Below are 12,910 nucleotides of genomic sequence, written 5' to 3'. Positions count from 1 at the left end.
TCCAATTTTAGGTAGACTGCGTTCCCATGACGCAACAGTGGTCTGAAGCGATCGTAGCTCGGGTAGGCCGCGAAGTTCGACGACTCCGAGGGAAAGACCACGCCAGGTTGAGTGCAGCAGCTCTGGCCGACCGAACAGCATCGCTAGGGCACCCCGTGTCCCGTGCTGTGATCGCCGATCTTGAAATCGGGAGAAAGAAGAGTCTCGACGTTGCCGAATTGCTCGTGCTGGCACAGGCGCTCGAGGTCTCGCCCGCCCAGCTCGTCTACCCCGACCTTCCAAAAGGCGATGTGGAGGTGTTCCCTGGACGGACCGTCGAATCCCACGAGGCCCTTCAGTGGTTTTCCGGAGTTAGCGCCTTGTTAGCGCCTCCCAAACAGTGGAGCGACCACGGAGGCAATTCGACGCCGGTCGTCGTTCGAGAAAAGTTCGCACCAGATCGAGACCGAGTCTCGGTCACGCGTGAATGGCTTCTTTCCCTGCGATCCATGCGCGCAGCTCAATCCCAGCTCCACAGCGCACTTTCCCGCAATGCCCAGGCAGACGAGGTCGAAATGTTGCAATACGTCTTCCTCACATCCAAGGAACGGGCGGAAAGCATTTTCGAAAGAATGACCTCCGACGGCATGTTGGCTGGCGACGGGGACTCAGGCACCTAGCTTTCGACGGGCCGGGACGAGCGGGAGGCACATCTATGGGACGCGAACGAATGGCTCCTGGCGAGTGGGGGAAGATCACCACCACAAGACGCGGCAAGTCTCACGTCGCGAAAGCGCGCATTCGCGACCTCGACGGCCGCGTCCGTCTCGTCGAAGCAACAGGAATGTCCGCCGACAGTGCGCGCCGATGTCTTCAGAAGAAGCTGAGCTCACGGGCGAGACGTGAGGCCGATTCCCAAGGCCTGAACCGCCAGTCGACCATGCAAGATTTGGCTGGCCACTGGCTTGACAGCAAACGCCCGCCGAATGTGTCCGAGCAGACGCACAACACATACGTCGAAGCTTGGGAGAGGCTCTGCTCAGGAAGCCTCGGCGAGCTCCGGCTAAGCGAGATTACCGTTGGAACGATCGACTCGTTGCTACGCCGAATTCACGCAGCGACTCCTGGACGGGCTCGGCATGCACGTGTGGTCCTTCGAGGGACGTTTAACGAAGCGGTGCGATTGGACCTCCTCGACCGCAATCCTGTTGCCGGACTAACTCGACAGACGGGCAAGACTCGCGCCCCGACCAGAGCCGTGAGTGTAGAAGAGCTGAGGGACGTAGTCGCCGCGATCGACGACTACACATGCGGGATAAGTCGACTCCCTGATGGAAGTGTGGTTCGACGACCCGGTCCACGACCGACCGATGACCTTCGCGACGCCCTTCTTCTTCTGCTCGCCACGGGAAGCCGTATTGGTGAGGTGCTCGCGCTCCAACGAAATGAAATCCGACTTGACGACGATCCACCAACCCTTACGATCAGCGGCACGCTGATAAATCCGCGTCGCAAAGGCGAGACGTTGCACCGTCAGCCTCATCGCAAGGGGGGCAGTCCCGACCTGACTGTCATTCTGCCCGAGTTCGCAGTGCAGGCTCTACGGCATCGCATTGCGAAGCTGGACTCATTTCACTCGCTTCACAATGCAAACCAAGCCATATTCCTAACGAGTACAGGAAACTGGTTGTCACCGTCGAACGTCCGCCGCTCGTGGCGAGCAGCACTCGGGCCCGAGCTCTCCTGGATCACGCCCCACTCCTGCCGGCGCACCGTCGCCACAGTTCTAAAACTCGAGTACGGCATCGAGGCTGCACAGGAACAGCTCGGCCACGGTAGTACGGCGATCACTGAAGCTCACTACATAGCCCGTTCGAATACTGCGCGAGACGTACGCACCGCACTCAACACTTTGGGAACCAATTTCGGGCAAAGTGTTGAGTAAGTGTTGAGCTGGCTATCATCCAGGGAAAAAGTAAACGGCCTGCACCTCGCGTAGTCGCTGGTGCAGGCCGTAACTGTTGTGCGCCCGAAGGGATTCGAACCCCTAACCTCTTGATCCGTAGTCAAGTGCTCTATCCGTTGAGCTACGGGCGCGTGCTGTGTTCAGTTGTCCAGCGGTCTAACTGGTCGTGCATCCATTCGGTCGTACTGGCGGAGGCGAGAGGATTTGAACCTCCGGTCTCGTTTTAGCGAGACAACTCATTAGCAGTGAGTCCCATTCGGCCGCTCTGGCACGCCTCCTGGTGGAGTCCTTTCGAACTGCCGAGCCAAAGATTACACACGCTCCACCGACCGGAGCAAACCGTCTGATCAGACGCACTTTCTGGAGACATGACGTCGCGGCGCTAGATTGGATCGGTGACCCCGCGTATTCGTCCCGACCTAGCCGATGTGCCCGCCTACGTCCCGGGCAAGAACATCCCCGGCGCTCTCAAGCTCGCGAGCAACGAAACCACCTTCGGTCCGCTGCCCAGTGTGGCGGCGGCCATCGCCGAAGCGGCCTCGCGCGTCAACCGCTACCCCGACAACGGTGCGGTCGCGTTGACGGAAGAATTGGCCAAGCACCTCGACGTCGCCCCCGAGAACGTGCAGACCGCTTGCGGATCGGTGACGCTCTGCCAGAACCTGATCACCATCGCCACCCGTCCCGGCGACGAGGTGCTCTTCGCGTGGCGATCGTTCGAGACCTATCCGCTGGCAGCCCGCGTTGCCGGGGCCACACCGGTGCAGGTGCCGCTGAACGCCGATCTGGTGCACGACCTCCCGGCGATGGCGGCGGCGATCACCGACCGCACCCGGCTGATCTTCATCTGCAACCCGAACAACCCGACCGGCACCGTGGTCGACACCGACAGCCTGATCGCCTTCCTGGACCAAGTCCCCTCCGACGTCCTGGTCGCCCTCGACGAGGCTTATTTCGAGTACATGCGGCCTGCCGAGAGCCTGCGCTACGACGCCATCGAACTGCACCGCCGGTATCCGAATCTGGTTGTGCTGCGGACCTTCTCGAAGGCCTACGGCCTTGCCGGTCTCCGCGTCGGCTATGCGGTCGCCGACCCCTCGGTCACCAATGCACTGCTGAAGGTCCACGTGCCGTTCAGCGTCAACTCACTGGCGCAGGCCGCTGCGATAGCCAGCCTGCACGCCAAGGAAGAACTTCTCGCGCGCACCGGTTCGGTTGCTCTCGAACGGGACCGGGTCAGCTCCGAATTGCGGTCGGCCGGCTACCGCATCCCGCCGAGTCAGGCCAACTTCGTCTGGCTCGATCTCGGCTCCGACTCGCTGCCCTTTGCCCGGGACGCAGCAGAGGCCGGCGTCATCATCCGGCCGTTCGACGGCGACGGCGTGCGGGTGACCATCACCGAGGAAGGCGAGAACAACACATTCCTCGACTTCGCCCGCGCTCGAGCCGCACGCAGCTAGCCGCAGCCGCCGTCGGAGGCCCTGGGGCAACCTCGGGGATGCACAGGCAACCTCCGGCGCCGCAGCGGCCGACTCAGGCGCACGAGTAACGACCTCCGGTCAGAGCCCGCGGGCCAGTACCGGCCACATCGCCTTGAGATCCTGCTTCCAATACGGCCACGAATGGGTGCCGACGGCGCGGAACTTCGACGTGGCCTCCACCCCACTGGCCCGCATCAGCACCGCGAACTCAACCGAGCAGCGGTAGGCACCGGCTTCCAGGGTCACGCCGGCGGCGATCATCTCTTCTCGGGACAGACCCTCGTCGAGCTTCGTCGTCTGATCCAGCGGACCCGGGATCCCTGAGCCCGCGGAGATGAAGAGGTTCTTGCCGCGCAACGCGTCGAGCCGATGCGATGGGTCGTGGTCGGTCCATCCCGATGAACCGAATGGCCCCCACATGTTGGTGGCGTCGGCGCCGTCCTTGGCCAGCGTGGTGCGCACATAACTCTCGTTTACCAGGCCCGTCACCGGCGGGCAGCCACTGAGCGACCCGGCACCGGTGTACAGATCCGGCTTTCGCGCGGCGAGCGCGTAGGCGGCCTGCCCACCCATCGACAGTCCGGCGATCGCGTTGTTGCCATTGCCGTTGAACGTCGCGTCGATGAGCGGCGGGAGCTCCTTCGTGAGGAAGGTCTCCCACTGGGGTTGGCCGAACACCGCGTCCCGACTCTGCCAGTTCGTATAGAACGCGCCTTCACCCGAGGGCAGCACGGCCGTGACGTCCTGGTCCGCGAAGAACTCCTCTGCACCGCCCTTGGTGAGCCAGTCACTGACGCGGTCCTTGGCGCCCGCACCGTCGAGCAGATACAGCGTGCCTCGCGGACTGGTCAGATCGGCGGGTGTCAGCACGCTGATCTTGACGTCGCCGCCCATGGCCGGCGAAGCGATCGTCAGGTCTTGTCGCTGTGGACCGACCTGCGTCACGGTCTCGATCTCGGCCGTCGTCGGCGCCGCGGTCACCACTGCAGCCCCCGACGTGGCCAACGCGGCAGACGCCACCAGTCCACCCATAGCCTGAATCACACGTGCAACGCGCTCCATGAATTGACCACTCCCCTGTTGTCGAATCCCCGGACCGAAGGCTACCGAGGGTACAGAACGATGGAAAACTCTCAGCCAACTCACAGAGCCCATTTTCGGGCGAGGGTTCCAGTTCAGAAATGCGGCATGGATCATGTGGGATATGGAAAATCCGACGAATACCTCAAATGCCGCAGACTCATTCGCCTATGTTGCCGAGGTCCCCGTGCGGTGGTCGGACATGGATGCGTTTGGTCACATCAATCACGCCCGGATGGTCACTCTGATGGAAGAAGCCCGGGTGGCCTGGCTGATGAGCGCCGGTGAACAGTATGCACCGCTCATCAAGAGCGCGATGATCGTCACCGTCGAGATCCGCTATCAGGCACAGCTCCGACACGAGGACAGCCCCCTGCGGATCAGTATGTGGATCAAGGGTTTTCGTTCCGTCGACTTCACCATCGGATACGAGGTTCGTTCGGCACCCGCCGAGGCCACCAGCAAACCGGCATGCGTGGCCGCCACCCAGATGGCAGTTGTCGATGTGGAGAAACAACGCCTCCGCCGGCTCACCGACGTCGAGAAGGACTACCTCAGGCAGTGGGCCAGGGACTGAACGCCGCTGCCCGCGTTCAGTTCTCGATCTGCTTGCGCGGCCCTGCCGTCCTCGGCGGCGCCGGGATGGGCGGGACAGCGGCCGAGGAGCCTTCCTCGGGAAACGGAGTCACGTTTCCCTGCAGGATGTTTCGGTAGTCACGTAGATGCTCCCGGCCGGCGCCGAGTTGCTCACCGAGACGCCGCGTGTTCTCCGCCGACAACTCCCGCTCACCCGACCGGGCGATGAGGTGGTCGATGCGCTGATCGATGGTTCCGGCGTAGTTCACCTGATCGAGAACCTTCAGCTCCACCGCCGCGGCCGCCACCGCATCGGCAACATCCCAGAGCGCCGCCACCCGGTCGATCAGCTGCGACCAGACGGGGCGCAACTCGGCCTCCCGCGACCGCAACTGCTCGGCGAGACGTTCGTCCGAATCGGCCACGGCCCGAACACGATCGAGTTCGATGCGAACGGTTCGGAGGTTGATGACATCGGTTGCGATCTCGGCGATCTCGGCATGCACATTGATCTGGCCGCGCTGAACCACAAAATGGTCACTGTGCCAGACCGGCGAACGCACGATCCGGTCGTACGCGTTGCCCGCAATGTAGAGCAACGTCTCGTATCCGTCGACGAATCGAGAACTGCCAGAATATGATTCATCATGTTCGGCGTCATCGAAGATCGCTGCTTTCCCGGCCACCCAGTGGCCGGCCTTCGACCGGTTGTCGGTCAGCTGCCCGATGACGCCCGCGGCGGTACTCGCCGCCATCGCGGTGGCACGCCGCAGGTAGTTGACGTCGAGTGCATTGGGGCAAGGCGTGAACAGCAGCCCGTTGAACAACCGCTCCCGGTCACTGATGTCGAGGTGAAGGCCCTCCCGGCGTTCGCGTCGGATGCCGCGGACCGTTCCGGCAAAAACCGGTTTCGATGCCGTCACGAGGTTGCGAGCGGCATCCCGCCGCCGCGTGAGGGCCACCACCCGCGAGCGCACCACCAGCGCCGCGACCTTGGGGACCCGGGGGTTGCGCAATTGATCCTCGAGCTGTCCGAGCTCACGCTGCAGGCGCCGCAGCTCACCGAAACCACCGATCCCCGGTACCGCCAGACCGGCGGTGCTTCGGCGGACAAGTACTGCCCGGGCCTGGTCGGACAGGAATCCGGACGCGATCAGGATGGCTGCCGGATCGGACAGGTCGGGCGCTCTGCCCGGCATACGAGACTTCTCGCACCAGCGGCGAATGTCCGCGGCACCGCCTGAGGCGGCAAAGGCAGAACTGTCGACCATCGGGGCCTCCGGGGAGTTGCGGGCTTTCAACCAGTATTACCGGACGCGCTCGAACGGGGCCGTTTCCCGACGCCAGAGCGGTGCGGTCACCCGATGAAGCGTCCAGGCAACCGGGGTCGACAGGACCGAAGTGACGACGAACACGCCGACAACCGAACCGCTGAAGAGCGAATATCCGAGCAGATCCATGACCAGTTCCATCACGATGATGTGCACCAGGAAGAACTCGTAGGAGATCTCGCCGAACCAGACCACCGCCGGCTGTGACAGCGTCCGGTCCCACCAGTGTCCGCGCGGGCCGATCACCAACGGTGCGAGCAGCGCCAACGCCACGATCAGGTAGAGCGCCGACTTCACGATCGTCGCCGAGGTGGATGCCGGAGTGATCGTCGGTTCCCCCGCGATCGAGGTACAGGCGATTTCGAACGCGACGATCCCGACCAGCACCGACAACGTCGGCGGCCAGATCGTGACCACCCGGGCCAACACGGCCAGCAGCATTCCACCGGCAAACCACGCGAGGAAGGCAGGCGGCCACAAGCGCGCGGTCACATCGATACCCCCGTCGGCCGTGATGACCGCCCACACAGGGGTGATCATCATCAGCCCACCGATCGCCGCGATCATCCGGCCCGGATGCCAACCTCCACCGCAGATCAGATGTCCGATCAGCCACGCGAACACCGGGAGCATCAGGTAGAAGGCGACCTCGACGACCAGGCTCCACATCTGCGTCAAACCCGAATGGAGATAACCGAATCCGTACGTCTGCGTGAGTGTGAGATTGCGGAGGAGCCCGGTCGGCCCGTGCCCGACGTCCGAGATGTCATCACGCCACACGAAGATGAGGTAGACACCGAGAACCGTGATCCAGTAGGCGGGCAGAATACGCACCGCCCGGCGCCAGAAATACCGCAGCACATCAGGTTTGGGATCACCTTCCTGGAGTGATCGCACCCAGGGCGTGAACAGAAGGTAGCCCGACAGCACAAAGAAGATCGTCACACCGACCTCGAGCCGGGCGAAGAACCAGCCCTCGAAGTCGTTGGTGTACTTGCCCGTCCAGAATGCGGCGTGGGTGGCGCACACCAGCAACGCGGCCAATCCCCGGACTCCCGTTAGTGACGGGGTGAATCCGGGGTGCGGTGTCATCAGTCCCGGGTCAGACAGCCGACAAAGCGTCCGCCACCCGTTCGAGGGCCGCCACCCGACTGCCCTTGACGAGCACCGCGTCGCCGGATTCCAGGTCTCCGAGGGCGGCAACGGCCGCGTCGACATCGCCGACGTGGGTGGCGTCCGGTCCGTAGTCGGGGGCCGCCACTGCGATCACCTCGATACCCAGCGCCCGGGCCCGCTCGGTGATGGCCAGGTGTTCGGCGGCGGCCGATCCACCGAGTTCTGCCATCACCCCGAGCACCGCAACCCGACGCCGGGCGTCGAGGGTGGCAAACGAATCGAGTGCGGCCGACATCGATGTCGGGTTCGCGTTGTAGGCGTCGTTGAGGATCCGTACGCCGGCATCGGTGCGGCTCAGTTCCATCCGGAGTCCGGAGATGGCCGCCCCGCCCAACCCGGCAGCGATCTGTTCGATGCCCACGCCGATGCCGCCGGCAGCGGCAGCGGCGGCCAGCGCATTGGCGACCTGGTGTTCTCCACGGGCCGCCAGCGCGACCTGCGTGGTGCCCCACGGTGTGTGCAGCGTGAAACGGGCCCGCAATTCGGAGTCCATCACGATGTCATCGGCGTACACATCGGCGCTCGGCGAAAGACCGAAGGTGAGCACCCTGGCGGCGCTGCGCTGTGCCATCCCCGCGACCACCGGATGGTCGGCGTTCAGCACGGCAAGTCCGTCGGCGGGCAGCGCCTCGATCAACTCACCCTTGGCGCGCGCCACCGAATCGAGATCTCCGAACAATTCGAGGTGCACACCTTCGACGCGGGTCACGATGCCGACAGTCGGGCGAGCGATGTCACACAGCAGCTCGATATGACCTATGCCACGGGCGCCCATCTCGACGACCACCGCTTCGGTGTTGTCAGGCGCACCGAGCAGTGTCAGCGGCAATCCGAGCTCGTTGTTGAACGAACGCTCGTTGGCCGCGGTCACGTACGTGGTCGCGAGCACTGCTGCGAGCAGGTCCTTGGTCGATGTCTTGCCCACCGAACCGGTCACGCCCACGACCGGGCCCGTCAGCCGGGCCCGAGCAGCGCGGCCCAGGTCGGCCAGGGCCAGGGCTGTGTCGGCGACCTTGATGGCAGCGGTCTGGGCATCGCCCTGGTCAACGGCCTGCGCGGTCAGGTATACCTTTGCGCCTGCGGCAAGTGCGCCGGGGATGAAGTCGTGTCCGTCGCGTTCGGCGACAATCGGCACGAACAGCTGGCCTGGCCTGATGCCGCGAGAATCGATACTCGCGCCGTCGATCTCCAGGTCGGGGCCGAAGAGTTTTCCACCGGTCGCCGCTGCCACGTCACTCGCCTTGAATCGCACGCGTCGACGCTACCGGGCGGGCGGGCGTGACCACCAACCACCGGCAATGTCCGGTTCGGCGCTGGCCTATCGTGGCCGCATGGCCAATCCCGCATCATCCGACCGCATCCGCCTTGTTGTGCTGTTCGGTGGCGCCTCGGCGGAGCACGACGTGTCGTGCATCACCGCGGCGCACGTCCTCGCGGCGGCCGACCGTACCAAGTACGAGCTGATCCCGGTCGGCATCACCCGTGACGGGAAGTGGATCCGCAACGACAAGGCGATCGCCACACTCGCCGACGCCACGCTGGAGTTGCCTGGCGTACTCGAGCCCGAGGGCACCGAAATCGATCCGCTCTCGGCACTGCAGCGCGCCGACAACGAGACGGTCGTGGTGCTGCCGCTGCTGCACGGACCGCACGGCGAGGACGGAACCGTCCAGGGCATGCTCGAGCTGGCCGGCGTCCCCTACGTCGGCGCCGGGGTTCTCGGCTCGGCCGTGTGCATGGACAAGGCGATGGCCAAGGTCGTCACCGCACAGTCCCAGATCCCGCAGTGCAAGTGGGTCGAGTTCCGTGCCGGAACCGATGAGATCGACAACCTGATCGAGCGGGCGATCGACACCCTCGGCCTGCCGGTCTTTGTGAAACCTGCCAATCTCGGTTCCTCGGTGGGCATTTCGAAGGCCTCCGACCGCGCCGAGTTGGCCACCGCGATCGAGCTGGCTTTGCGCTACGACGAGGTCGTGGTGATCGAGGAGGCGGTGACCGCCCGCGAGATCGAGGTCGCCGTCCTTGGCAACCGGGAGCCGAAGTCGTCGGTGCCCGGCGAGATCCTCCCCGGCGCGGAGTTCTACGACTACGAGGACAAGTACGTCACCGGTGCGGCCGGTCTGGTCATCCCCGCGGAACTGTCCGAACACCAGATAGCCGAGGTCCGCCTGCTGGCCGAACGCGCATTTCTGGCGCTGCGGTGCTCCGGCATGGCGCGCGTCGACTTCTTCTACGAGGAGAACGGTCGCGGCTGGCTCCTCAACGAGATCAACACGATTCCCGGGTTCACCCCGGCATCGATGTATCCGAAGCTCTGGGAGGCGTCCGGCCTCGGCTACAGCGACCTGATCAACCGGCTTGTCGAGCTCGCGCAGCAGCGACACCAGGTGCGGTCGGGGTTCTCCACCGACCACTGAGGTAGCCCGGGTGGCACCATCGAAGGTGTGATCGAAAATGTGCGCGGCCGGATCTGGCGAAACGGCAAACTCCAGGACGGCTTCGACGTCGAGTCACTGTCCGATTGTCTGGCCGACGACACCACGCTGGCCTGGGCCGATCTGGTGAATCCCAGCCACGAAGCGCTCTGCCAGCTGGCAGAGGAACTCAATCTCAACACCTGGGCCGTTGAAGACGCACTTGCCGATGCCGAACGCGTCAAAGCGGTCAGCTATCCGCACCACAAGTTCATGACCGTCTACGGCGTGGACATCCACGAAGATCCGTCGCTGTCCACCAACGGCGCCTTACACACCCATCGGATCTCCATGTTCATCAAGGAGAACGTGCTGATCACGGTGCGGTTGTCGGAGGGCTTCGATATGGACGTGGTGACGCAGCGCTGGGATGCGATGGATGATGAGAAGCTCGGCATCGGGGTGCTGGTCCATGGACTGCTCGACGTCGTCGTCGATGGTCACTTCGACGCGGTCCAGATGCTGGACGACAGCATCGAGGATCTCGAGTCGTTGCTCTTCGACGAGAACAACAACAGCCACGACCTCCAGCGACGTACCTATCGGGTACGTAAGAACCTCGTCAAACTCCGCCGGGTGGTGCTCCCGATGCGCGAAGTGGTCAACCTGATCCAGCGAAACCGGCTCGAGAACAGAGCCAATCCGGCTCTCGATGCGAGCTTCACCGACCTGTACGACCACGTCCTGCGCGCCACCGAATGGACAGAGTCGTTGCGCGACATGGTGACAACACTGTTCGAGACAAACCTGTCACTGCAGGATGCCCGGCTGAACACGGTGATGAAAAAATTGACCTCGTGGGCCGCCATCATCGCGGTGCCCACAGCGGTGACCGGGTTCTTCGGTCAGAACGTCAGATTCCCGGGATTCGGCAACTCGTTCGGCCTCGCGATCAGCGTGGCCATCATCGTCGCCTCCGTGGCGGTTCTTTACTCGCTCTTCCGGCGTAAGGACTGGCTGTAGGCGCCCCGATAGTGTGCCCTTTTGGCGAACAAACCCGCAGGTGGACGCCGCCAAAAGGCCACATCATCGGGGTCAGGGAGCCGTAGAAGCCCGGACCCGGGCGGCCTCTCGTTCGGCCGCGGCGTTGGCCACCCCGGCACGTGATCCGGCGAGCTTGGCCGCAAGGTGATCGGCCACCGTCACCGGCTCGTATTTGCTGCCCTCGCCGATGCACGACGGCAGGGTGCTGATGGTCGCGTCGATGTTGCCGTCGTGGAAGAACGCCGCCGAACGTCGACGTTCGATGACGCCGTTGACAATTGGCGGTTTCACGCGATGCAGCGTGGACATCCAGCGTTCGTTGGTCCAGCGCGCCATCAGGTCGCCGAGGTTGACCAGCAACGCACCGTCGGCGGGTGCGACATCGTGCCAGATCCCATCGTGGCCGAGAACCTGAAGACCTTTCACCTGGTCAGCCCAGAGGACGGTGACGATCCCATAGTCGGTGTGCGCACCCATTCCGGTCAGCTCACCGCCGAGGTCGATCTCGCCGGGAGGTAAGGCGTAGTTGTTCATCCGCAATACGTCGAGGGAATGGTCGGTGAACCCGGCGAAGAAGTCGGGCTCCAGATCGAGGGCATCGGCAAAGATCCGGGTGAGCGTGCGTGCCACCCTGGCCGCCTCGGTGTAGTAGGCCGATACCCCCGCCTCGAATGCCGGAGCCTCTGTCGGCCAGAGGTTTTCGGCGTAGTCGTCGTGCGGGAGGTGATGATCGGGGTAGTCGGCCGCGCATGACCCCACGTTGAAGGCTTCGAAGAAATCGTTCATTCGATCGGCAGACTCGACACCGAGACTCAGTGACAAGGACTCCGACTTCGGCGCGGTGTAACCGCGATTGATGCGCGGAGGCGTCCGATATGCCTTCTTGACGTCGAGCGGCAACGCAAAGAAATCATCCATCGCGGCAGCGAAAGCATCCGACACCGCGTTCGGAACACCGTGTCCGACAATCTGAATGAAACCGACCGCCGAGCAGGCCGCGTCGATGCGTTCAGCGACGACAGCCCGCTCGGCGGCAGTTCCCCCACCCACGTATGCCGTGATGTCGACAGTGGGAACCACAAAATCAGATGTCATCCAAAACTCCTCCGCAGCGCTTGCGTCAACGTTAGTTCAGCGCCTACGGAGCCCGCATGTCGAGCGAGGATCTCTCCGTGCTGTCAGCCGCTGGACTCGATCGAGCGACCACTGTCGGAGTGTTCGATCTCGATACGGCGGGGCTTGGCCTTCTCCGCGATCGGGATGGTCACGGAGAGAACACCATTGTCGTAGTGCGCGCTGATTCCGGCGGTGTTTATTCCGTCACCCAAGGACAGCTGGCGACGATAGCTTCCGAAGAACCGTTCATTGGTCAACCACTGCACGCCGTCATCGGACCTGGCGGTGCGCTGTGCCGAGAGCGTCAGAACACCGTTGTCGACGTTCACATCGACCGAACCCGGATCCACGCCGGGAAGATCAGCCGTCAGCAGATAGTGCCCATCGAGTTTGCACAGATCCATCGGCATGAATCGGGGAGTTCGCGAAGATCCCGTCCCCTCGGTCCTGGCACCCAGCAATCCGCGGGTCAACGCATCAACATCACTGAAAGGATCAAAACGAAGCACAGCAACCCACCTCCTACGTCGCTCATGGCCCGCCACCCTGGCGGGCGACCAAATCACTGTGCCCGATAGTTTTAGCACTCCGCAGCGGGCGTGCCAAGTACTTCCACCCAACAAATTTCTGACGGGAGTCACTGCCGCACAGACCTATTGGCCATCTCCGACAGACAGGGGGCGTGGTGTGCACCGTCCGTCGTGGAGCTAATATCGACATCGGGTATTCGTGCAGCGCGAAGGG

General features: G+C 63.6%; 13 protein-coding genes and 2 tRNA genes. 6 read left to right on the top strand and 9 right to left on the bottom strand.

The features are described from left to right. Nucleotides 1-155: 155 nt before the first annotated feature. Nucleotides 156-659, top strand: a complete 504-nt coding sequence (locus AC1TQG_RS10440; protein ID WP_482136841.1) for a helix-turn-helix domain-containing protein — start codon at nucleotides 156-158, stop codon at nucleotides 657-659. Between the two features lie 536 nt (nucleotides 660-1,195). On the opposite strand, the gene AC1TQG_RS10435 is transcribed toward AC1TQG_RS10440, so the two are convergent. Continuing rightward, entirely contained in the window at nucleotides 1,196-1,510 is a 315-nt protein-coding gene (locus AC1TQG_RS10435) for a hypothetical protein (RefSeq protein ID WP_482137349.1), read from the bottom strand. On the opposite strand from AC1TQG_RS10435, the gene AC1TQG_RS10430 reads away from it, so the two are divergent. Continuing rightward, nucleotides 1,406-1,924, top strand: coding sequence for a tyrosine-type recombinase/integrase (locus tag AC1TQG_RS10430; RefSeq protein WP_482137319.1), 519 nt, complete (start codon nucleotides 1,406-1,408; stop codon nucleotides 1,922-1,924). The genes AC1TQG_RS10435 and AC1TQG_RS10430 overlap by 105 nt on opposite strands. A 79-nt stretch (nucleotides 1,925-2,003) precedes the next feature. On the opposite strand, the gene AC1TQG_RS10425 is transcribed toward AC1TQG_RS10430, so the two are convergent. Together AC1TQG_RS10425 and AC1TQG_RS10420 are read right to left on the bottom strand one after the other, a co-directional pair. Beyond that, a tRNA-Arg gene (locus AC1TQG_RS10425) sits at nucleotides 2,004-2,076 on the bottom strand. Between the two features lie 55 nt (nucleotides 2,077-2,131). Next, nucleotides 2,132-2,223 (bottom strand) — tRNA-Ser (locus AC1TQG_RS10420). Between the two features lie 117 nt (nucleotides 2,224-2,340). Between AC1TQG_RS10420 and hisC the strand changes: the two genes are divergently transcribed. After that, entirely contained in the window at nucleotides 2,341-3,405 is a 1,065-nt protein-coding gene (hisC, locus tag AC1TQG_RS10415) for a histidinol-phosphate transaminase (protein WP_482136840.1), read from the top strand. A gap of 99 nt (nucleotides 3,406-3,504) precedes the next feature. Here hisC and AC1TQG_RS10410 read toward each other — a convergent pair whose 3' ends face one another. Then, nucleotides 3,505-4,488 (bottom strand): alpha/beta hydrolase, encoded by a 984-nt coding sequence (locus tag AC1TQG_RS10410; RefSeq protein ID WP_482136839.1) that lies wholly within the window; start codon nucleotides 4,486-4,488, stop codon nucleotides 3,505-3,507. 142 nt (nucleotides 4,489-4,630) lie between these two features. Here AC1TQG_RS10410 and AC1TQG_RS10405 point away from each other — a divergent pair, with 142 nt between their 5' ends. Then, complete coding sequence (locus AC1TQG_RS10405) at nucleotides 4,631-5,083, top strand: acyl-CoA thioesterase (RefSeq protein ID WP_482136838.1); 453 nt, start codon at nucleotides 4,631-4,633, stop codon at nucleotides 5,081-5,083. Nucleotides 5,084-5,099: 16 nt separating this feature from the next. Here AC1TQG_RS10405 and AC1TQG_RS10400 read toward each other — a convergent pair whose 3' ends face one another. From AC1TQG_RS10400 to AC1TQG_RS10390, 3 genes are read right to left on the bottom strand one after another with little or no spacing between them, the layout of a single operon-like run. Beyond that, nucleotides 5,100-6,353 carry a hypothetical protein gene (locus AC1TQG_RS10400; RefSeq protein WP_482136837.1) on the bottom strand — a complete coding sequence of 418 codons (1,254 nt, stop codon included), beginning with the start codon at nucleotides 6,351-6,353 and terminating at the stop codon, nucleotides 5,100-5,102. A gap of 36 nt (nucleotides 6,354-6,389) precedes the next feature. Then, the gene (locus AC1TQG_RS10395; RefSeq protein WP_482136836.1) at nucleotides 6,390-7,505 is read right to left on the bottom strand and encodes an acyltransferase family protein; all 1,116 of its coding nucleotides are present in this window, start codon (nucleotides 7,503-7,505) and stop codon (nucleotides 6,390-6,392) included. Nucleotides 7,506-7,515: 10 nt separating this feature from the next. Continuing rightward, nucleotides 7,516-8,841: a UDP-N-acetylmuramoyl-tripeptide--D-alanyl-D-alanine ligase gene (locus AC1TQG_RS10390; RefSeq protein ID WP_482136835.1), complete on the bottom strand. Its 1,326-nt coding sequence runs from the start codon at nucleotides 8,839-8,841 to the stop codon at nucleotides 7,516-7,518. A 79-nt stretch (nucleotides 8,842-8,920) separates the two neighbouring features. On the opposite strand from AC1TQG_RS10390, the gene AC1TQG_RS10385 reads away from it, so the two are divergent. Next, complete coding sequence (locus AC1TQG_RS10385) at nucleotides 8,921-10,009, top strand: D-alanine--D-alanine ligase family protein (protein ID WP_482136834.1); 1,089 nt, start codon at nucleotides 8,921-8,923, stop codon at nucleotides 10,007-10,009. A 27-nt stretch (nucleotides 10,010-10,036) separates the two neighbouring features. Next, nucleotides 10,037-11,029: a magnesium transporter CorA family protein gene (locus AC1TQG_RS10380; protein ID WP_482136833.1), complete on the top strand. Its 993-nt coding sequence runs from the start codon at nucleotides 10,037-10,039 to the stop codon at nucleotides 11,027-11,029. A gap of 72 nt (nucleotides 11,030-11,101) precedes the next feature. Here the strand turns inward: AC1TQG_RS10380 and AC1TQG_RS10375 are convergent, their stop codons facing one another. Beyond that, the gene (locus AC1TQG_RS10375) at nucleotides 11,102-12,145 is read right to left on the bottom strand and encodes an isopenicillin N synthase family dioxygenase (protein ID WP_482136832.1); all 1,044 of its coding nucleotides are present in this window, start codon (nucleotides 12,143-12,145) and stop codon (nucleotides 11,102-11,104) included. 83 nt (nucleotides 12,146-12,228) lie between these two features. After that, nucleotides 12,229-12,675 carry an Hsp20/alpha crystallin family protein gene (locus AC1TQG_RS10370; RefSeq protein WP_482136831.1) on the bottom strand — a complete coding sequence of 149 codons (447 nt, stop codon included), beginning with the start codon at nucleotides 12,673-12,675 and terminating at the stop codon, nucleotides 12,229-12,231. Between the last annotated feature and the right edge of the window lie 235 nt (nucleotides 12,676-12,910).

The organism is Williamsia sp. Y844 (genome assembly GCF_056786475.1).
Note: the sequence above shows the minus strand (reverse complement) of the source record. Positions and strands in the feature narration are given on the sequence as shown.